The 20,531-nt window shown below is 34.9% G+C and carries 21 protein-coding genes and 2 pseudogenes; 8 read left to right on the top strand and 15 right to left on the bottom strand.

Annotated elements, in window-relative coordinates; genetic code table 11:
* The first annotated feature begins 226 nt into the window (after positions 1–226).
* A complete protein-coding gene (locus ACP69Y_RS16070) occupies positions 227–868 on the top strand; it encodes a hypothetical protein (protein WP_125281728.1) in 642 nt (213 codons plus the stop codon).
* A gap of 231 nt (positions 869–1,099) precedes the next feature.
* Here ACP69Y_RS16070 and ACP69Y_RS16065 read toward each other — a convergent pair whose 3' ends face one another.
* From ACP69Y_RS16065 to mobC, 4 genes are all read right to left on the bottom strand, one after another.
* Positions 1,100–1,666, bottom strand: coding sequence for a plasmid replication DNA-binding protein (locus ACP69Y_RS16065; RefSeq protein WP_425919447.1), 567 nt, complete (start codon positions 1,664–1,666; stop codon positions 1,100–1,102).
* A 63-nt stretch (positions 1,667–1,729) separates the two neighbouring features.
* The gene (gene repM, locus ACP69Y_RS16060; protein WP_425919446.1) at positions 1,730–2,665 is read right to left on the bottom strand and encodes a replication initiation protein RepM; all 936 of its coding nucleotides are present in this window, start codon (positions 2,663–2,665) and stop codon (positions 1,730–1,732) included.
* Between the two features lie 518 nt (positions 2,666–3,183).
* Entirely contained in the window at positions 3,184–5,634 is a 2,451-nt protein-coding gene (locus ACP69Y_RS16055) for a relaxase/mobilization nuclease domain-containing protein (RefSeq protein WP_425919445.1), read from the bottom strand.
* Between the two features lie 67 nt (positions 5,635–5,701).
* Positions 5,702–6,238 (bottom strand): plasmid mobilization relaxosome protein MobC, encoded by a 537-nt coding sequence (gene mobC / locus ACP69Y_RS16050; RefSeq protein ID WP_425919444.1) that lies wholly within the window; start codon positions 6,236–6,238, stop codon positions 5,702–5,704.
* A gap of 783 nt (positions 6,239–7,021) precedes the next feature.
* Here mobC and ACP69Y_RS16045 point away from each other — a divergent pair.
* Positions 7,022–7,282 carry a helix-turn-helix domain-containing protein gene (locus ACP69Y_RS16045; RefSeq protein WP_425919443.1) on the top strand — a complete coding sequence of 87 codons (261 nt, stop codon included), beginning with the start codon at positions 7,022–7,024 and terminating at the stop codon, positions 7,280–7,282.
* 11 nt (positions 7,283–7,293) lie between these two features.
* Positions 7,294–7,581, top strand: a pseudogene (locus ACP69Y_RS16040) (hypothetical protein); the annotation flags it as partial.
* 43 nt (positions 7,582–7,624) lie between these two features.
* Here ACP69Y_RS16040 and ACP69Y_RS16035 read toward each other — a convergent pair.
* Both ACP69Y_RS16035 and ACP69Y_RS16030 read right to left on the bottom strand, forming a co-directional pair.
* Positions 7,625–7,693 (bottom strand): annotated as a pseudogene (locus tag ACP69Y_RS16035) (BrnA antitoxin family protein); the annotation flags it as partial.
* 65 nt (positions 7,694–7,758) lie between these two features.
* Complete coding sequence (locus ACP69Y_RS16030; protein WP_425919442.1) at positions 7,759–8,001, bottom strand: hypothetical protein; 243 nt, start codon at positions 7,999–8,001, stop codon at positions 7,759–7,761.
* 148 nt (positions 8,002–8,149) lie between these two features.
* Between ACP69Y_RS16030 and ACP69Y_RS16025 the strand changes: the two genes are divergently transcribed.
* Both ACP69Y_RS16025 and ACP69Y_RS16020 read left to right on the top strand, forming a co-directional pair.
* Positions 8,150–8,374: a hypothetical protein gene (locus tag ACP69Y_RS16025; protein WP_026056423.1), complete on the top strand. Its 225-nt coding sequence runs from the start codon at positions 8,150–8,152 to the stop codon at positions 8,372–8,374.
* Positions 8,375–8,579: 205 nt separating this feature from the next.
* Positions 8,580–9,032 carry a very short patch repair endonuclease gene (locus ACP69Y_RS16020; RefSeq protein WP_425919441.1) on the top strand — a complete coding sequence of 151 codons (453 nt, stop codon included), beginning with the start codon at positions 8,580–8,582 and terminating at the stop codon, positions 9,030–9,032.
* Between the two features lie 113 nt (positions 9,033–9,145).
* Here ACP69Y_RS16020 and ACP69Y_RS16015 read toward each other — a convergent pair whose 3' ends face one another.
* From ACP69Y_RS16015 to ACP69Y_RS16005, 3 genes are read right to left on the bottom strand one after another with little or no spacing between them, the layout of a single operon-like run.
* Positions 9,146–10,159, bottom strand: coding sequence for a DNA cytosine methyltransferase (locus ACP69Y_RS16015; protein WP_425919440.1), 1,014 nt, complete (start codon positions 10,157–10,159; stop codon positions 9,146–9,148).
* Positions 10,152–11,537 (bottom strand): protein NO VEIN domain-containing protein, encoded by a 1,386-nt coding sequence (locus ACP69Y_RS16010; RefSeq protein WP_425919439.1) that lies wholly within the window; start codon positions 11,535–11,537, stop codon positions 10,152–10,154. The genes ACP69Y_RS16015 and ACP69Y_RS16010 overlap by 8 nt, the downstream gene beginning before the upstream one ends.
* The gene (locus ACP69Y_RS16005) at positions 11,534–12,574 is read right to left on the bottom strand and encodes a DNA cytosine methyltransferase (protein WP_425919438.1); all 1,041 of its coding nucleotides are present in this window, start codon (positions 12,572–12,574) and stop codon (positions 11,534–11,536) included. Before ACP69Y_RS16005 ends, ACP69Y_RS16010 begins: the two co-directional genes overlap by 4 nt.
* A gap of 119 nt (positions 12,575–12,693) precedes the next feature.
* Between ACP69Y_RS16005 and ACP69Y_RS16000 the strand changes: the two genes are divergently transcribed.
* Positions 12,694–12,897 carry a hypothetical protein gene (locus ACP69Y_RS16000; RefSeq protein WP_425919437.1) on the top strand — a complete coding sequence of 68 codons (204 nt, stop codon included), beginning with the start codon at positions 12,694–12,696 and terminating at the stop codon, positions 12,895–12,897.
* Positions 12,898–12,992: 95 nt separating this feature from the next.
* Here ACP69Y_RS16000 and ACP69Y_RS15995 read toward each other — a convergent pair whose 3' ends face one another.
* From ACP69Y_RS15995 to ACP69Y_RS15970, 6 genes are all read right to left on the bottom strand, one after another.
* Complete coding sequence (locus ACP69Y_RS15995; protein ID WP_425919436.1) at positions 12,993–13,484, bottom strand: hypothetical protein; 492 nt, start codon at positions 13,482–13,484, stop codon at positions 12,993–12,995.
* Between the two features lie 69 nt (positions 13,485–13,553).
* Positions 13,554–13,865, bottom strand: coding sequence for a helix-turn-helix domain-containing protein (locus ACP69Y_RS15990; RefSeq protein WP_425919435.1), 312 nt, complete (start codon positions 13,863–13,865; stop codon positions 13,554–13,556).
* A gap of 649 nt (positions 13,866–14,514) precedes the next feature.
* Positions 14,515–14,790, bottom strand: a complete 276-nt coding sequence (locus ACP69Y_RS15985; RefSeq protein ID WP_425919434.1) for a hypothetical protein — start codon at positions 14,788–14,790, stop codon at positions 14,515–14,517.
* A 36-nt stretch (positions 14,791–14,826) separates the two neighbouring features.
* Positions 14,827–15,735, bottom strand: coding sequence for a viperin family antiviral radical SAM protein (locus ACP69Y_RS15980; protein WP_425919433.1), 909 nt, complete (start codon positions 15,733–15,735; stop codon positions 14,827–14,829).
* A gap of 74 nt (positions 15,736–15,809) precedes the next feature.
* Positions 15,810–16,478 (bottom strand): lecithin retinol acyltransferase family protein, encoded by a 669-nt coding sequence (locus ACP69Y_RS15975; RefSeq protein WP_425919431.1) that lies wholly within the window; start codon positions 16,476–16,478, stop codon positions 15,810–15,812.
* Positions 16,479–16,501: 23 nt separating this feature from the next.
* Positions 16,502–16,852 carry a hypothetical protein gene (locus tag ACP69Y_RS15970; RefSeq protein WP_323712918.1) on the bottom strand — a complete coding sequence of 117 codons (351 nt, stop codon included), beginning with the start codon at positions 16,850–16,852 and terminating at the stop codon, positions 16,502–16,504.
* Positions 16,853–17,168: 316 nt separating this feature from the next.
* Here ACP69Y_RS15970 and ACP69Y_RS15965 point away from each other — a divergent pair, with 316 nt between their 5' ends.
* Positions 17,169–18,764 carry a hypothetical protein gene (locus tag ACP69Y_RS15965; protein ID WP_425919430.1) on the top strand — a complete coding sequence of 532 codons (1,596 nt, stop codon included), beginning with the start codon at positions 17,169–17,171 and terminating at the stop codon, positions 18,762–18,764.
* Positions 18,765–18,914: 150 nt separating this feature from the next.
* A complete protein-coding gene (locus ACP69Y_RS15960) occupies positions 18,915–20,240 on the top strand; it encodes an ISNCY family transposase (protein ID WP_425919448.1) in 1,326 nt (441 codons plus the stop codon).
* Positions 20,241–20,531: the final 291 nt, after the last annotated feature.

Raw genomic sequence — 20,531 nt, 5'->3', positions numbered from 1 at the left:
TGTGCTTGACTTGGAAATGTCAGTATAGGACATTTCTATTTGGTTATTAGGTAGGACATTTCTACTTGGGAATAACACCAGACATAAGATCTGGGCTTTTCCGTTTTAGAGAAAATACATTATGCTCAAACGTTATATTACTTTTAATTAACTTTTAATTTTAAAGCTATTGACTTTATTTTTAGTTTTTATTAAATTGTTAATAACTTTTAAAAGGTGGTAAGAAATGAGTCTCATAGAAAAACTTCATAAAAAACAATCTACGGAAACCAAAATGATTTCTACATCAGTAAAAATTCCACAAGTTATGGATGAAATAATTTCAGACTTAGCTGTATTCTTCGACTCGACTAAGCAAGAAATAATTTTAGATTTATTAACCGATGCCATAGAAAACTATAAAGCTGAGGAAAAGAAACTTCTTGAACAAGAAGAAGATCAGGACAATAAATCAGCAGAAAGTGAAAATATTTCAAATGGTCAAAGGTATTTTCTTCTTAATACTTGTAAACGTCATTCAATAGATGATCATGATTTTATGATTAATAATGGTTATGCAGCAGCGTTTGAAAGTGGTTACAAGGAGCAAATAAACAGAATCAAAAAGGGTGATATTGTATTTTTATATGCTAATGGAAAGGGCATTTCTGGCTATGGGAAAGCTTCGGGTATAACTAAAAAAACTGACCACTATGGTAATCCCGAAGAATGTTATTACCAAGAGTTAGAAGATTATGTTGCTTTAGAAAAGCCTCTTAAAGCAAAAGAGATTAGAGAGCTTTGCACTAGAACGCCTGTTTTTTTGAAAACATTGTCTACAATCAATAAAGATGATGGAGAAATTATTTATAGTGCATTAAATCAATAATTTGATTAGCAAAATAGATCTATTACCTACATCTAATTTCTTAATTTTCCTACAATTAACATAATACACCTTATACGAAATGCTTATATTTTATTCTTTAATTTCAGTGGTATAGTCTAAACTTAACAACCCATTCTAGCCCGGATGGGTTTTTTATGATTTTTTCACGTTCCACGCTGAATATTTAATCATTGTTTCACGACTTTATTCATATCAGTTAAACAATCTTGGTTAATCATAGGGTCTAAAAAACCGACTCCAAAAGCCCCTTGTCGATGGCTCTGGTTCAACGTGCTCCGGCACTGGAATGCGCTTATTTTCAGTTTGTTCCGGAGTAGTCAATCCGTCATGTTTAGCTTCTACTGTGCCCGGTTCTGGAGCTATTTTGTCCATGCTTGGTTGCACCGGTTTTTGATCGGTAAACGTAGTCATATTGGTTGTGGGAGGCTTCATTTCAATGAGCGTTAGAAGCGTATCTATACGAGCGTTTGCCTTGGATTCACGATCTTCGGCTTTTTCTAATTGTTTTTTTAGAAAGTCGATTTGGCTTTTTAGTTCTACTACTGTTTTATCAGTGTATTCAGGTGTATTTTGATTTTGTATTGAAGACGTATCAATACGTTTTGCCTGTTTTGCTCCAAAAGGCTCACCATAGACACGAAGTAGTTCTGAAAAATCTATAAAACCATCATGGTCACGACTTAAAACACCATTTTTTATATCTTTATATAGTGTAGCTCTAGATTTTTTATACAGGGTTGCAGCATCACTAACACTGTATTTTGTAGTTGTATTCATAGTGTATTGCTGTGTATTTTGAAAACGTATTGGAGAATACAATATGTGTATTCTCCAATACACTCAAGCTTTAAAGCCAAGGTTTTTTAAGTGGGGTAAAAACTGCTTTTGTTGTATTGGATCTCTCAGCATTTCTTTGATTTTTGTTGCTAGGACATCGTAACTTTCTCCTTGACTCGCTAAATGAGAGAGTTCATGTAGACGAGACAGTTGATTACCAAACATATTGATTTGAGCATCTGTTAATTTATAAAACTTCTTTGGTTCACTGTGATGATCAATGCTTTTGGATTTCTCTTTAAATGAAAACTGAATATGAGTGACTTTACGACCAGTTTTTTTCTGCTCATACTTTACGCTTAAAGGACTATATTCATTAATTTGATCGACAGCTGTATCAATTACTCGTTTTTTGAAATCGGCGAATAATGGATATTTTTTGCCGAGTTCTAACATCGTTCTTAAGCTATCAACCGATATATCACGTTTACCTATTTGACGATATTGAACTAGTAACTCGTAAATACGTATCGCATATGCGCTATTAATTCCAGCAATGTCTGATAGAGCATATTTAGTAAATTCTCTGCTTAAATTAGATATGAAAGGTAGGATCGGTTTTGAAAATCGAATACCAATAACACTTTGACTATCTAAAAACTGGATTTCTTGTACCCATCGCATTTTTATAGATTTATCATCAATACTGAGGTTAATAGATCTTTCATAGAGTCTATTAATACCATCCTTTAGATCTCGATAAGCTGTTTTCTCATGCACGCCTAATAGTTGCAATTCGCTGATACTCACAGGGTATAGCTCGTCATCGGTAATCAGCTGATTTTTGGGAATACGTGAAATGGCCGCTAAGACAATACGTTGCTCTAAAGCACTTAATTGATACGAGGCTTCTATAACTTGATTTGATTTTACAACATGATTTTTATTCAAAATAAAACCATTAATTCTTTTTAAGTATGACAAATATATACTTGTCATAGTTAGTAGTCAATCCGTCATAGTTAGTAGTCAATCCGTCATAGTTAAGTAGTCAATCCGTCATAGTTAGTAGTCAATCCGTCATAGTTAGTAGTCAATCCGTCATAGTTAAACTCTGAAAGCCTTGATATAAAAGGCTTTCAAGCTGCCTAAAATAATTAAAAGATTTAAAATATAATTAAAAAGGAAATATGAAAAATTGCCCTTGGTTTTCGCTACGCTCAAACTCTATTGAATCTCGCTTTCGCTCGATTCGACGGGACAATTTTTTGGTTAATATTTTCGTGACTTTAGAAAAAAGCAAAAGCAAGATCAAAAGCAACTCGGAATTCGCTTCGCTCATAAAGCTTTTTTGCTCGCTACGCTCGATCTAGGCTCAAATATGGACTAATCGCTTTGCTCTGTTAATCTCCTTTAGCAGCAAAATGGAGCTTGTAATCAGGGAAAAAACAGGACGAAATTTTTATATCGCTCAGTCGCTCGTAGACACTCGCTCGGTAAATAATTGTTTAGATTAACTAAAAATTAAAATCTAAATCATTTTTTGGCTTTGTTTTGTATTCAGATTCATCCTTCTGAGAAACATTGTGTTGAGGGGATAAGTTTTCAATTTGGTCAATATCACTTTTGATATTCTCAAAACGCTTTAAACACGTTTGGTATGCATCCCTTTGCTGTTCAAAACTAGTATTTTGCGGCTCTAAAATTTTCTCGCATTGCAGATATTTCAGCATGCGTTGATCGTTTTTGATGATCTGCTCAATTTGTTCATAGTTCGATCTGTTCAGATTCGCACTGGCTCGACTCATGTAGGTTTCCAAATTTTCCGATTTTTTCTGTGTGTAATCAATCAATAGCAATACATCCTTGCTGTTATAGGCTTGCTGTTGTTTGTCGCATAGTTCTTTGTGATAGCCGACATAATCCGGGTAATAGTTGTCACTGCGCAATGAACTAAAATGAAAATCTGTCGCTGGCTTTGGCTTGAGCCTAATTTCAGCCACGGTGCTTTCTAGCCGTTCAAGTTGTTGATTAATCTTATTAATTCTTCTACCGTCTTTGCAAGCATGCCAATCCGCTCGCTCTGCATCTCTAAATCTCTGTAAAAGTTCTCTGGTACTTTCAATTGCAAGATTTTCGAGAGTGCTTTCTCGATGTCTGTCTGCTGTGTGCCAATGGTCATTTGAATCGGTTTTAATTCGGTCTTCACTAAATTGCTGACAACGCTGTTTAAATCCAGTTGATTCAATGCTCTCGCTAATAGCGCTTGTAATTGGATCTTTAAGTTTTCTAGAAATGCTTGCTGTAACTGTTCCGAAAAGTTGCCCTGTTCGAGCTTTAAAAGTTCGGATTTCATGGCCTGGATCAAGGCTTGCTGGGTTTCTTTCTCTGTATTCAAGTTGATGATTTTGTTTTGTAAGCTCTGCTCGACTTCGCTGTAATTGCTCAAGATGCTTTTTAATGAATTGACCTGTTGATTCAATACGTTGTTTTGCTCGGTTAACAAGCTGTTTTGTTGACTCAATAAGGCGTTTTGTTCTTTCAAAAAAAGGTCGATTTCGGTTTGCATTGTTTTCTTCCGTAATTAATTCATGTTGCTGTTTTGATTTGAAATTATTTGTGAGTTCTGTTGAATGACTTCTTGTTGAGCTTTGATGGTCTTTCGATTTGTATTGGCTTGATAGCCCAGATATAAAACGATTGAAAAAATCAGCAGTCCAAAAACCATCATCCCCCCAAGAATGTATTTTGATCTCTGTTCGCCCAATTTTTGCGTGATCAGCGTTTGTATTGCGCTCTCGATATATTCGCTTTGGTTCGCTATCACTTGCTGTATTTGGGCTTGAAGGCTCTTTTGTAGGCTCTGTTTGTCGATTGAAAGGCTTTGCAACTGGCTGTTGATATGGTTTTGTAGAGCTTGAATTGATATTGAAAACGAATCGATGCTCAATTTCACTTTTGATATTTCCGCAATATCTATACTCGCTAGCTGAGTCATTAGTACGTCTATTTGCGCTTTGTAGCTCGCTGTTGTTTCTTTTATGGCTTGGGGTGATAGATTCTCTATCTGGATCAAAATCGAGCTTAGATGCGATTCTAGGGCTATTGTCGTCTGCTGTACTTTGCGCAAAAGCGTAGTGCTGTTGATTATAGGCTTCTCGCTTTGCTCGATAAGCTGCTCGAAGTTGATCAGCGTATGTGAGAGCTGCTGCAAGCTTAGCTCCAGTTGGTCTGCTTTTTGCTGCTGCTCCGTAAGACTTTGTATAAAGTTTAGCTTCGAATTGCTCATGATAAAAATCGCCTTTTAATCTGTGTTTTTTGCCATTTATAAGTGTGACTGTTAGAAACTCTTTACTTTGTTTGACTGATTCAACGGACTCAACTTGCTTGATACACTCAACTAAATCTGCTCTGTTGTTTATCAGCGGATTTTTTAAAATTGTTATGACCCAGTTGTCCACTGCTTTGCAAAACTGTTTCTTAGGCAAATTTTCAATGTCTTGGTTTGATAAAATCTTTGATGCTTGAACATTAAGTTTTGCAACGTGGTTAGGTTTCTGTGTGGTCTGTGAAAAAAGCAGATCATCAGGACGTGACCATTGATATTTTGTGTTGAAGTAATCTCTTAATGAGTCGAAATGTTTTTCATGACCTGGGGGCGCAATATTCAGTGATTTTCCGCTTTGTATGTCCAGGCGTGGTGCCAGAATATGTATATGCTTCGAACCGTCTTGATCCGTATGTAGCACCGCAAAAAGGTGGTATTGCGATGGGTCTAAACCTGCGAATGCATGTTTTTCAAAATCGTCTAAGACTTCTTTGATCTGCTCATCTGTTGGTGCATCTTCTTTTGACCATGCAATCACGCCACTGGTGTATTTCCATAGATGCGGACTTGAATCACAAATTGCGTTAAACGTGGTTGCATCACCTCGCAAAACATCAACGCCTGCACGAACATTCCCCATGTGATCAAGCTTGTCGAGTACGTATGCGGATGCTTTGGCAGGACTGCCCTTCCCATGCTCGAAAAATTTAATGTGCACTTTCGTCCCTTTCAGCTAAAACAATCGAAGGTAGTTCTAGTTCCTTGTCAAGATTTAAGTCGTCCATTTGCTTTTTAAGCCTGTTTTTAAGCTTGTCAGGACTTTGTCTGTTAATTTTCGGTAGCGCTGGAAATACTTGTTCTAACTCTGTTTGAATGGCTTTTAAAACTAAAAGAATGCTGAAAATTTCGAGTTTGCGCTGTTCTTGCTGATCTGCGTTTTTAATAATGTTTAATGCGCGTGCAATCTGATTAATGTTGTTGCCGATTTTTGCGAGTTCGAGCAATAAATCCGGGTCTGTTTTTTGGTAGCGTTTAACGATTTCAACGACTGTTTTTACTTTTGTTCGAACGGGTTTTATTTCTACCGGTTGTTGTTGAACGGTGATGGCATTTTGCATGACTTCACGCTCGATCAACGAGTGAATGAAGTCCGTGAAATTTGTATTTTCTTTTTTGAGTTGTTGCTGCAGTTGCTCAAGCTGTAGATCAGTAAGTCTGAATTTCTTGATTTTATCTTTTGCCATCTTGCACCTTAATAAGTTTTTGCTTTTGCTCTTAAGTCAACAAAGTTGACTTGCCTATCTGTGATGGGCTTGGGGTCTTAGGGGGAACCCCTAACAAGTCCCTGTGCCCACAAAAAACGAAGTTTTTGTGGGCACAGGTAGGCTTGCTTATCTGAAAATGGGTTATATCAGCATTGAAAAAACAAAGTCTTTTTAAAGAGAAAAATGGGGTAAATTTTAATTAGGGCGTTATTTTTGGGAAAATTTGAGGGATTGAACTATTATTTTTTTCTAAAAAAGATGCCTTATTTAATTGAAAATCTAGTCATAAACATGTGAATTCGAAAATTATATTTATTTGACGACATAAAACTATCTTTTAAAGTCTGAAAGTCTTATATAGCAATGCTTACAGCAAAAAATTAGATGTTCTAAACATTCATGTAAAATGAACGATTTGTACAAAAAACAATCGCAAACCCTAGGTGAAATGAACAAATTGTTTAAAAAACAATCAAAATTATATTTATTTGACGACATAAAACTATCTTTTAATTGCTTAAGTATTTGTATATAAATAATTTAATCTTAAATTTTTTCTAAGTAATCCAGCTAAGCTGATTCCCTAGTTTTTTCTATTTTTCTGAAAAACTAGGGAATTAAAAAGTTAAATAATTTTTACAGTCTTTGCTCATTAAATAATCTTAATCTAATGTATAAAGTTCGCCATATAGCGAATTTTATACTTAAAATATGTAAAGTTTGCTATATAGCAAACAATAGGGTTTGAAATTCGAGATAAAAATGGCTTCTAGAAAAGAAATTGGAGAAAAAATTCGATCAGCAAGAAAAGAGCTAGGCTACACACAGAAAACAGTGTCGGCGAAATCTGGAGTCAATAAAACAACGATTTCTGAGATCGAGAACGGTCATTTTACAGGCTCTTTCGATTTATTTGAGAAGGTCCTTAATAGTGTCAAATTGCAGTTTGAAGTCGTGCCCAAAGAGCATAAATTTCCGAGTTGGTATGAAATCGAATCCCTATTCAAAGAAGATGATGAATAAAGCGAATGCCTAATCGAGGTGATACGAGCGCTATAGAATACTTCCTGTATGAAGAAATCTTCAAAAATCATGGAGAAGCATGGTTATACATCTACTTAGCTCAAATGTGTGGAGTTGATTTCACGCAGGATGATTTTAGAGCCTACAATGCTTATACAGGTGAGGATTATGATGACTATGGACCTATGGAAATCGCAGGTCGAGAGGCAATTCAATATACTATTGGTTTACCAGAAATAGATGCTGATAAAGATAATTTAGCTAGGAAGATTGCTGCAGAGTTATTTGAGAAAATTTAATTCATAGTCTTATAAAAAATGGAGCTTATAGCTCCATTTTTTATTAATGATTCTTTAACTCTTTCAGCATTGCATCCCGAAGAATTTCATTCATACGAGTTTGATAGCCCTTAGTCATAAACAAGAGAATTTGAAATCTGTATTTGACTCATAAAATACAGATTTCATTATCATCGTTTAACATCCTGGGATAAGTTGTAGAAAGGCTTCTCTAACTTCAGAAAATTCGGCTTGAGGGTGATCTTGTAAAAAATATTCGGTCCAAATGAATGTTGCTTCATGGCCGTCATAGCAAGGATTTACATCTAGATAAAAAGCCAATCGTGCTGTTATGCAAAGTTCAAGATCGTTAATTAATGCCAATCCAATCTTTTTTGTTTGAGAAGAAATAAGAAGCTTGGGCTGTACGAAATGGTTCATAAAAACAAGTCCTATCAAAAGAGTAAAATTGCTTGATAAGATTATTTAAACACATAAATAGTGTGTTAATCACACTATTTATGTGTTTAAATGTAAATAAATGATCTGTGCTATACTTTTCCATCAGAACAATTCTGCTTTTAAAACTATGCCTTACGAAGAATTTCAAAGACTTATAGGTAAGTCTGGCCTTTCTATTAAAGAATTTGCAGCGCTTTTAGATATGAATGCGAATTCAATTACCAACTATAAAAAGAACGGTAAAGTGCCCACTAGCATTGCAGTGATTGCGATCGTAATTTCAGATATGAAGGATGATGGTCTGGACTTTTATCCGATTTTTGAGAAAGTTCGGGCTTATCGTGACCAATAGAGTATTTGATGTGAACCCAATTAAAGATTTAATTGGGTCCTAGCACGTGCTGCTGCATTTCGTAGATGAGATTTTATGTTAAGTGAGAAGATCATTAATTAACTTGAAGATGAACAAATCAATTATATATCGAACATTATGTAACTCTAATGCCAAGGGTAAAGTTCTATTCTCATTATTATAATGATTAGGAATAGATAACCTAGTGACAGATATTGTTGATAGCGCTACTCGCAGCCGGATGATGGCTGGAATTAAAAGCCATAATACCAAACCTGAATTAATAATTAGGAGCCTTCTTCATCGTAAGGGGTTCCGCTTCCGTTTATATGTAAAGGAATTGCCAGGAAAGCCCGATATTGTTTTACCTAAATATCATGCTGTTATTTTTATACATGGGTGTTTCTGGCATGGACACGAAAATTGTCGTTTATTTAAACTACCAGGTACTCGCCCCGAATTTTGGCAAGAAAAAATTTTCAGAAATCGGAGTAATGACACTCGAGCAGTACATTTATTACGAGATCTTAATTGGCGTGTTTGTATTATTTGGGAATGTAAAATTCGAGCGTCTAAAAAGGATCTAACTCATATGGCTGATATCATTTCAGACTTTCTTAAGGGGACAGACCCATTTCTAGAACTTAGGGAAACTTAATATTTTATACATTTGAAATATATTAATGATTTTTCTAAATTTTGAACTTTATATAAATAATCTTATTTCAAATAAAAAGATGCTTTTAAAAGCATCTTTTATGAAGGTGTGATTTAGAAATTCGAGACTTGGGAACTAAATAATTCAAGTTGATTTTCTTTACTCAGATAGTCTTCTAATTTATTAACAAGATGCCACATAACTACAGGCGGAATTGCATTTCCAATCTGACGATAAGCATCTCCTTGAGATCCTACAAAGTGGAAACTATCAGGAAAAGATTGGATTCTAGCGGCTTCTCTTGGAGAAAACCTTCTATAAAGTTCTTTTGCTGGATCTACAAGAAGAACGGGATCTCGAGAATTAAGACTAACCTTAGCCAAGTGGCTAGTGATAGTAAGACATTGTTCGTTGAGATCTTGAGCTAATGCTCGTTTCATATTTGGTTTTGCCTTTTTGACCCCTTCCACTGCTCTTTGTGAGAAAAAGTATTTCTCATCTTCAGGCCAAAGACTATCAATAACATCTTTTAATTTAGATTTGGGTTTTAGCCCTTCGCCATGAGTGGAGTCAGGAAATTCAAAGGTTTGTGCTAGATCATTTCTAATACCAACAATAAAAATACGCTCTCTCTTTTGAGGAACCCCGAAATCACTAGAGTTAATTAATTTATGATTAATTGTATAGCCAATAGATTCGAACTGCTTACATGCTAAATCAAAGTAGTAACCTTGCTTTAAACGGTAGAAGCCTTTTACATTCTCTGCGATAAAGGCTTTGGGTTTAGTTTCCTCAATAATTCGAGCCATTTCCCAAAAAAGTTGAGATTCTTTCTTTTCAGGCTGTTTGCTAGGATTAACTGTTGAAAATGGCTGACATGGGAATCCACCTACAACTACGTCAACTTGGCCTTGAATATGCCTAAGCGTAAGTTGATTTATATCAATTACTTCAGCTTTGTGTGAAAAATTTGCGTTATACGTATTTACTGCTTTTTCGTTAAAGTCAGAAGCATGAATCACCTTAAAGTTTTGCTTTTTATATCTTTTATTTAAGTAGCTAAAGCCTCCCAGGATTCCTTGGTCAGCACCACCACAGCCACAGAATAAAGATACAACATTAAACATCTTGGAATGAACCTGAGTGATTTGGGAAAGAGAGGCGGTATGTTAGAGGAATGGCAGAAATAGTTCCATCTGAATAGTGTTTGAATGGATTTCGAATACGGAATAATTGGACACCGGTATTATGGAAGATTACACGATAAACGTAGAATTTATCCTGATGTTGTTCCGCAGCGATCCATTCATTTCTAGTAACATTAATAATATCTTCTGCAAAATTTTCAGGCATAGGAGTTGTTCTGCGAGTTGCTTTTACCTCAATGTATTTTTCTAGAGTTTCTTCATAAGAGAATGACTCAATATCAAACCCTATTCCACGTAAATGAGCTTTATTTTGAACCTTATTTTCTAGCGAATAAGGCTTTAATAAATTTTTCTCATATTCGAAAACGAAAGCCTCACCAGCGTCTCCAAGATCTTTGGTATTAGCAAAGTTTCTAGCAATACTTTGATCTATGTTAGGAATATGTGAAAGACTGGAGGTTAAAATTTCAGATACATTACTATTGAGTAATTTTGGAGGAACATTAGAGATTTTTGAAATAAAAGAGTCCCATGATATTTGTATATCTTTATAAACATTAATATCTTGTATATTCGGGTATCCATAAAAATCGAAATCTGGAGCTTCTAATGCTAGATTCACCATGTATTCAATGAAGGCCATTTCACTTTGATTTAAATAAAATGAATTTCCATAACGTTGAATAATATTTGCTAACTGTAAAAGTTTTAATTGCTCAGTTATGTGCTGGTATAAGGTTGAATATGGATCATTGCCAGGGTTTGGAATCTCTCTAGAAATTTTTTGATCTGTATCAATTACTATTTGCTGTATGACCTCATTAACACTGGCTTGTCTAGTTAATACTGATTTGGAATTTAATATGTAATATCCAATTTGTTTTACATTTAGATATATACCTAGTGCATCACATTCTTTTATAACAGCTATGAGGAAACATAATTGTCGTATGTTAATTTCATGTTGCATTTGCTCTAAAACAGTATGTTTTTTATTCATTCCTGATGGGAATTGCATTTTTAAACATAGATCTTTAAAGAAAGCAGGCTGATCATTATCTTCTAATAATTTTAATGTCCTTTCGGAAATATGTACTACTCTTTCAGCATCAATATAGTACATGCCGAACAGTTTTCCTGCGATTTCAGTTCGATGATTGTCTAAAGTTTTCTTTGTATTTTCTTCACCTAATAAACTAGCTAGTTTTTGGTTGAAAAACGTATCAAAGTTTTTTTTAGAGGTCGGGCATATTTCAGAAATAACAGAAGCATAGTAAGGCAATAAATTGTCTAATTCTGCTTGAGCCTTTCCCCGAATGATTGCGCAGCGAAACTGATCGGTATGTATATAAGTCATAGTAATTTATAAAGAATTTCGGCAATTTTTTGTGCCAATAATGGTGGCACAGCATTACCAACCTGTCTATATTGACTAGTACGGTTTCCAACAAAGATAAAATCATCAGGGAATGATTGAATACGAGCACATTCTCTTACTGTTGGAACTCGATTAGCTTTGTAATGAAAGTGATGGTTATGACCAGCATCAATCGTAAAACAAGGTTTTTTACTGTTCATACGAGTCCAAGCAATATTTACTTTTCGAGTTAAACGTAACTCTTCTGGTAAATCCTTATAATTGCCTCCATCAGGTACTAAAGCAATAATATTTTTGGTTTGCTCTTTATGATCAACTGCTTGATGATTATGGAGTTGATTGTTTTTAGTACGCATTAAACTTTGATAATCATTTAAAGGTGGACACAGGTACTCTTCAATTTCTGATCCTAAATTTTCTTCTAGCAGTGGTAGATCTGATAAAGCGTCACCTGTTGTAATTGGTGAACTAATTTTTAAAGCTTCTAATTCATGGATAGGAAACATACCTTCTTTTAAACCAATGAAAAAAGCACGTTTCCTGCTTTGGGGAACACCAAAATCAGCAGCATTTAATTTTAGAACGCAAACGTCATATCCCAACTGATTTAAGCCAGCAACAATTTGGTTAGCAAAATCACCTTTATTCATACTGAGAATATTAGGGACATTTTCTATAACAACAGCTTTTGGTGAATATTTTTCAACTAACTTTAAGTAACTAATGAACAATGTGTTTCTAGGATCATTAACATCTCGTTTTCCTGCTATTGAAAATCCTTGGCAAGGAGGTCCTCCTAGCATTACATCAATATTCTGTATTTCAGTAAAAGCAGGGTTATCAATATCAGAAAGATCAATATTATAGGTTTTAGAACCTATGAAGTTCTTGGCAAAAGTTTCAAGAGCAGGAGCATTGTTATCTATGGCAGCAACAGTATGAAATCCCGCTTTATGAAAACCTAGTGACAAGCCACCAGCACCAGAAAATAAATCTAAAGTACGTAAAGACTTCAAATTAAGACCTTTAGAAATAGAAAATCAGAAAGGATGATAGCGAAAGAAACTCGTTCTTGCCTGAAATTTTATGCAAAAAAAGGTACTCTAATCGCATAATTTATAGATCAGATTGTTTTATGAACAAAATCAAAATTGTTAAAGGATATGAGTGCTATCCTAAAGATAGAAAAGATCAGCTTCAAAACTTTATTGCGACTATCAATGCAAAAGGTGAAATTATTTCTCTTGAGCTAGAGTCAGGAGTTGTTCTTGAAAATACAGGGAAACAGCAGAAATGGCAAAATCCAAATAATCAAAAGATGTACATCATAAATGGTTAAGTTTTCCTAAAATTAACATAATACACGTTATACGCATTTAAAAAAATGGAGCCTAAAGCTCCATTTTTTATGAAATTTTTAATTTTATATAGAAGTTACTCGGTATCAGTATATGAAACCACTAATTCTAAAAGTTCTTCTGTTGGAGTATTACAGAATTCACGGATTCGTTCGGCAACAGTTCCGCCACTCGTGTACTCTTCATCAGCATAGTTATTGTAGTCAAAAAGAACCTCTGCCATACCTATTGGAAGATTTAATCCTTCTTTAAGTGCTTCATAAGAGTCGACCTGAGGGTTATCTCTCCATTTGACGATTGCCATTGTATATGGACGACTTAATGGGCTACTAAGATGTTCTTTAGTGATGTCTAAAGTATCCATATAGAACCCTGCATCCCTCCATTTTGGCAAAGTCACAGCCCATCCAATAGCACAAGCAACAGTATTACAATCACTCAGGAGTTGTTGGTCACTGATAAATCCAACAGAGTTTTTATTAGGTCTTCTCCAAGTGCGAATATCAAATCTATTGGGATCCAATTTTTCTAAGAAATCAGCTAACTCTAAAAGTAGATCTGTGCGCATATTTGTTACCTTTAATTATTTTCTATGCAGCTTATCAACTGGATATAAGACTCACCGCATGAAAAATTACTAGATGCTACTAAGTTGAATATTGAAGCCGCGCTCTTTAATCTCTGCAAGCAAAATATCAAGGCTAATATCTTGCAAAGGTCTTTTATCCGAGCATTTTGTAGTTTCCGAAAAAAAATCTTCAATTTTCTTCATCGTACTAGGACTTGGTCTAGCACTATTTTTCTTAGACAAATCCATTTCATAGCGTTGAATCATAACATTCGAAATACCAAGAGCCTGAGCCAGTTCGTTTTGAGTTAAGTTAAGAGCATTACGTTTCTCACGGAGAATTTCGTGAAATTTTGAACTTTCAGAATTGAATGATGTCATGATGTATCCTTTTTATGTAAATAAAGACTTATAAAGAGATATTAGATCAAAAAATAAGATAATACAAGTATTTTGATGCATCATTGATACATCTTTTAAATTATTATTGTTGTGTTTTTGCGCATAAAAATATCTGAATGCTGTCGAATTAAGAAGCTCTAAAATTACAGGCAATAAAAAACCCCGACATCCTGTCGGGGTTTTTTATTGATTTAGTGTGACTGCCGTTGCCGTTATATCCACACATTCCACGTGCTAAGACTTAATATTATTGTTTTATGTCCTGGAACATCCTGTTCCTGATGAGTTCATCATAGGAAAGTTTCAGTATTCCGGATAGCAGCAAAGGGCCGAGATTGATGTGAGCAAATGCGTACAAGATCGGCTAAAAACTGTCCCGGTTTTATCCGCAGAAATTGGGGATATTTTCTGCCCTGGGAAGACCGGGAACATTGAAAAAAGTTTCATTTTGGTTAAAAAGTGATCATTTTTATTGGCGGAATATATCAAAACTGTTCATAAAAAAGCCGACTTGTTTCCAAGCCGGTTTTTTGCTGTTTTTTGAGTTTTCTATTTCAATATAACCAATTGATATTAAATAAGTATTACAATCGCATTTCGTATAAGCACCATTATGTTAAATGGATCATTATTTTCCGGTTGCTTCCCAATTACTATTAGAGCATTTAGAACATTTATAGCCTTTTTCACAAAGCCATTTGACAATTTCATTTTGGAACATCAATAGTGCTGCTCCTCCTGCAATCATTGCTATACATATTGGCATAGCAAATCCTGTTCCTGCGAAAAAATATGCAACCCAAGCCCAATATCCTCCGGCTGGTAAAGCTCCTCCAATAATTCGGATAAATAAACGAAGAGAAGTATCTTCTTTATGACCACAAGCTTTACACTTAATTTCCATAATTTACTCTATATAAAATGCATCACTCGATTTTTTTTACGCGATTTCAGCAGAAGGATTTTGATTGAAGACATTGAGATTTGGTATTAGTTTGGATCTCTTAAGAAATTTATTAACATTAAATACAATTTCTTCTAAAGCATTTGAAATTCCTATAGTTACAATTTCTGAACTATACTCATAGCCGCAAGACGTTGAAGAGTTTTGAAAAAATCTTCCTATTGGGTCAATCATCAAGTATGAATGAGTCATCTCATCATTATTTTCAGAGCTAATAATGTGTTGTAGCTCATTGTGCTTTTTAAGAAAATTATAAAACTCATAATCATCAATCATATGCTGATTTGTGAGCACTGGAAGCATCTTGAATACTTTCCATTTTGATGGAGAGACCTCTTTAATGAAGTCAGTTAGGTCTTCATCTTTGTTAATTTGATTAATAACACTATTAATTTTTATATCGATATTTGGAGAAATTGATCTTATTTCATTGATATATTTCAATATTTCATCTTTTTTAATAGGTGTATTTTTAAAAGATCTACCTATTTCAAGATTAGACTTATCACTAAGAGAGTCTATGCTGAATCCAATAGTGGAAAATTGAGTAGCAATTACTGTAATTAGATCTTGATCAAGCGAACTACCATTAGTAATTGCAGATAATTCAAAACCGTATTTACGTGCTTCTTGGATAATGTTTAATACTTGCTGTTTATAAAGAAAGGTTTCCCCTCCAACTAAATTAAGACGAATTCCTGTAAATGCTGTTCCATTTTTTACATTCAAAATAGCAGGCAGTAATGATATTTCCTGCATTAATTTCCGAACTTTTTCCTTTGAATGCAAAAGCTCTTTTTGATTTTTCTTTTGCCATTTGGCGAAGCAATAAAAGCATTCGTAGTTACAAGCTTCAGTTATGTGCCAATTAATTACTATTTTCATGTATTAGGTGTACCTGTAATTTTTTATAAATTATTTAATAACTAGCGGTTTTTGTACCGCTAGTTATTAAAGTTTCAATCATTAAATAAAGAAAATAATCCACCGATGACTGCAGCACCAATACCAGCAGTGATCACAACCGGTGCAGCCGCGACAGAAGTTACACCAATAGCTGCTGCCCCAAGCATACCTACTGTTGCACTAGTCGTTGCCCCTGTTCCTAAAGCTATTGCAGCAGTGCCAGCTCCAATTGTCCCCCCAAAAGCCGCATGAGTTAAAACGGAAGTTCCCGTTGATGTTATTGCGGTGGTTGCTATAGGTACTGAAGTCGTAGCAAGTAGACCATATCTTTGAAGGGCGTAATAAGAAAATGCTGCATTAGTTGCATGTTGCATGACTTTTCTTACTTGCTCACTACGTTTTTCGCCTGTAACACACCAGCATGCAAAATGCTCACAGTTATTAAAAAGAAGATTGTAGTCATCCTCTCCCAAGCATCTATATGCACGTTCAACAATTTCTTCATTCGTATATATAACTGTATTAATTGGATAATTCACTACAGTAAATTGATCCCTTCCACCTAAAAAGTTTTCCAGGGTTGTCTGCTCTATGGAACCTTTATTAAAGGCTTCTGCAAAACCAGAATAATGAATAACCTGATTATCACCAGTATAAATGGCGTGATGATAGTACAGACCTCTTGAAACGCTGAGATGTGAGCCTGGTTGTAAGTTTTTCATAAGTAACTCTTCTTTTATTTAAATTAACAACGTTTAAAACTGTTTGTGTTGTATGCCGTGATTAAACGATCAGCATCGAATACAACAGTGATTCCACCTTTATCTAGTACTTTTAGAGCAATTCGGCGCTGTTCTTTAAGTTCTTCCAGCTCTAAATCAACTAGATAAACACCATGTAGCTGAGAATTTTTCTGTCTGATAGTGTTCAGTTTTTTAATTCGTCTATCTGTCGAATCAATAAACTTTTGAGTGTTCTTCTTGTTAGCAATACATTTGTCACCCGATAACTCCCCACAAAGTAAAGCTAGCTCAATCATTGCTTTAGTGTGTCCACGTTGATTCATACGTTGAGCAAAGTGATTTGTCGGTGTCATTTAAATACCCTCTCTTACAGATAATTTTACTTTATCCCTAATTAGATGTACTCTTACATCTAGGTGATTGGTTTAAATATATATATATGATTTTTATTTGTAAAACGATGTCTATTGGTGGTTGTTGTGAATAAAGTTAACAAAATGAATCACTATTTCTTTTTTATTTTAGCTTGTATTTTTTTATATTCTAAATATCATGGTTAGATGGTGATGATTGTTTTTATTTTTTTGGGTTTGAGCCAATCTTATATTGGCTAAACGAAATTTCATAGAATTTTTTGAAATCAATCAAAATGTAACGGAATGTAAATTTATGAAAAAAAATATTTATAGTGCGCTTGGCTTAAATCAACGCGAAATTTTTGATCAGACTTTAAATGCTTGGAAAATGATGTGGGAGCAATTATTGATGATCGCTATATATGCGAGACAGCAATATATACAATCCAATCAATCTAATGCGGACAATTTCCATCAAAGAATGAAGATGATTCATTTGCTAAATCATGAATACAGTTATAGAGCTAGAAGTAATCTTTCATTTGATAAAGATATTCCTGATATATTTGATAAAGTTTTAGCTTTAATTGAAGATGAATGCGGCAGTACTAAGATCATTGAATTTTTATTGGATGAGGAAGTTAGTCAATTTCAAACAAGTAAAAAACGTATTTTGAGTCAAATGGAACAAGCGAAAATTGCGTTTTCTCCAAATAGACCTGACTACAAGCGGAGTTACTCTTATTATTCTTTATATGAAATTTTGCATGATCCTATTTTTTATATATCGAAAATAATGTCTATACCTGTTCCAGATAAACAAGTAATACATGCAACAGTTGTAAATACAACTTATGATTATCTTACCCAGAATAGACGTTTTTTGCTTTCTAGAAATGAAAATCCTATAGAGAAATTGTCTAAATCAACTGAAGATAAAGAACAGATTATTTTAGAAAATTTATCCTTTCTTGAAGGTAAAGAAGATATTAAAAAATTAATAAAAGGACAAATTGCTGATTTTATCGGTAAAGACGTTTCTAAGGTTTTTAACCTTTTATCAGATCCTTTCTATAATGAAGAAAACCCACAAAACAAGCTTTTTACCTCTGTTTTTACAATCAGACCTGAAGCAGATGCATTCAATATCTCTCTAGATGGTAAGGCATTAATAAATTTAATGAATTTAAATCAATTAGATGAATTAGCTTCTGTTATGAAGTCTGAAATTAAAAAAGCCGTTCTCAATAAAAATCAGAGAACTAGAAACTTTGGTATAGAAACTAAAGTAGACCAAGCTTCTGCTTTAGAAAAAATTAGCGAGTGGTATATTAAAACGCAGACGGGTTTATTCAACAGGGTAGATCAAGTACCCAAACTTATTGCTTCAATCTTAGAATTTGATATCCGTTACTTTAAAGGAATGTTTGACCCAGAATTTGGTTTTGATAGATCACTGCTAACTAAAAACCATAAAAATTCTTATAGCCCCTTACAAGCCAAAGAAATTTACTTGTTTGTATCAGCTTATATCCGTAATTATCTGTATTACGATGATCAGAGACCTGAACGAAATAGTCCAAATGGGTTGTTGATAGACCATTTAGTAAAGAGAGATTTTTCAGAAACCTCATTTCATAGGAATCGAATGATGGAAGTATGGGGAAAGTTTGAAGATGAAAAACAGCACCGAAAAATGCTAGATCGCTTCAAGCGAATGCCAGCGTATTTAGATCCACAACATAAAGACTATACGGAAATAAGCTATCTGATAGATAAGCAAAAAGAGTTAGGAAATGACGAGAATGCACCTCCATACCCATTAAACTCGTTTTTCCCATTGCCATTGTGGGCAAGCAGGTTTTCTAAAAATAATATAGTTGAGGAAGTACCTGATAAATTAAGTTAATTTTTCCTACAATTAACATAATGCAGATTATACAAAGCCCAGATGTAAGCCCAAAATAGAAATGTCCGGTTTCTCCAAAGTAAAAATGTCCGCTTTTAGAATATGCACTTTTGCGATTATTGAAGCGGACGGTTTGATATGTTGGTGTCTATGTCGGATAAAGAACTTAAACGATTGTCGGTCTTGCAGGAAATCTGCGATCAACGCATAACTCAATCCCAGGCTGCTCAGCTACTTCATATTTCAGAACGTCAGATCAGACGCTTACTGCAGAAATACAAAGCTCAAGGCCCAGCTGCATTAGCCCATGCTGGTCGTGGCCAAACCAGCAACTGCAAACTTCCTGAAGAACTCAGACTCAAGTGCCTCAATATTGTTTCGGATCAACTGCATGGTTTCGGACCCACTTTAGCGCATGAAAAGCTCACTACCGTTCATGGATTCGATCTTTCAGTGGAAACCCTGCGTTGCTGGATGATTGCAGCCGATTTATGGATTCCTCGCTCCAAGCGCCTGAAACGCCCATATCAGCCTCGATATAACCGAGATTGTTATGGTGAACTGGTACAAATCGATGGCTCACACCATGACTGGTTTGAAGGAAGAGCCGCTAAATGCTGTCTGCTAGTCTTTATCGATGATGCCACAGGCAAATTGCAGCATTTACGCTTCTGTGAATCAGAATCAGCCTTTGACTATATGATTTCGACACGCTTGTATGTTGAACAGCACGGTAAGCCCTTAGCGTTTTACAGCGATAAACATTCAGTCTTTAGGGTGAATCAAAGTAGCAAGAAAGACAGCAAGATTACCCAGTTTGGACGCGTACTCAGTACCCTCAATATCGCTATCATCTTCGCTAACTCCCCTCAGGCCAAAGGACGGGTGGAACGGGCCAACAGAACCCTTCAGGACCGTCTGATTAAGGAGATGCGCCTGGAAGGTATCAGTTCGATTGTAGATGCGAATAAGTGGTTACCCTGCTTTATTGAGCAGTTCAATCTCAAGTTTGCAAAGATGGCCTTTAATCCTAAGAACTTACACCGCTCTGCCACCGAAACAGCTGAGCAATTAGATGATATTTTTACCTGGCGAGAGCCACGTAGAGTCACCAATAGCCTGACCATTACTTATGATAAATGTGTATATCTCCTGGAGAGTACAGAAGAAAACCAGAGGCTGATTGGTAAATATCTTGAGTTCCTGGAATACCCGGATGGTACTGTAGCCATCATGCATGAAGGCCGGAAGATCAATTACAGCATCTTCGATAAATTAAGTCAGCTCAACCAGCGAGAGATTGTTGAGAATAAACGGTTGGGTGCTGTTCTGAATCATATCCAACAACAGCATGAAGAACTGGAACAACAAAACAAACGCAATCGTTCTCAAAAGATGCCAAGCAGGCGTGCACAGAAAACAGCAATTCAACAACGAAATCTGAATCCTGTGCTTGACTTGGAAATGTCAGTATAGGACATTTCTATTTGGTTATTAGGTAGGACATTTCTACTTGGGAATAACATCTTTTATTGTATAAAAAATCAAATACTTAATTTAATAATTAAAAGCCCATTAATTCGTGAGTGGGCTTTTTTATGGATTTTTCACATTCCACGCCTATTCTTCAATCAATGTTCCACAATTTTAATGAGTTATACTTAAAATTACGCTCAATAGATTCTAAAAAAACCCGAATCGCGGATAAGAAATTGACTTGAAAAATAAGAGGACTAGAGCCATCAGTTGAGTTACCACACCAAACCT

This window comes from Acinetobacter sp. TSRC1-2, from assembly GCF_049895885.1.
Taxonomy (GTDB): Bacteria; Pseudomonadota; Gammaproteobacteria; order Pseudomonadales; family Moraxellaceae; genus Acinetobacter.
Note: the sequence above shows the minus strand (reverse complement) of the source record. Positions and strands in the feature narration are given on the sequence as shown.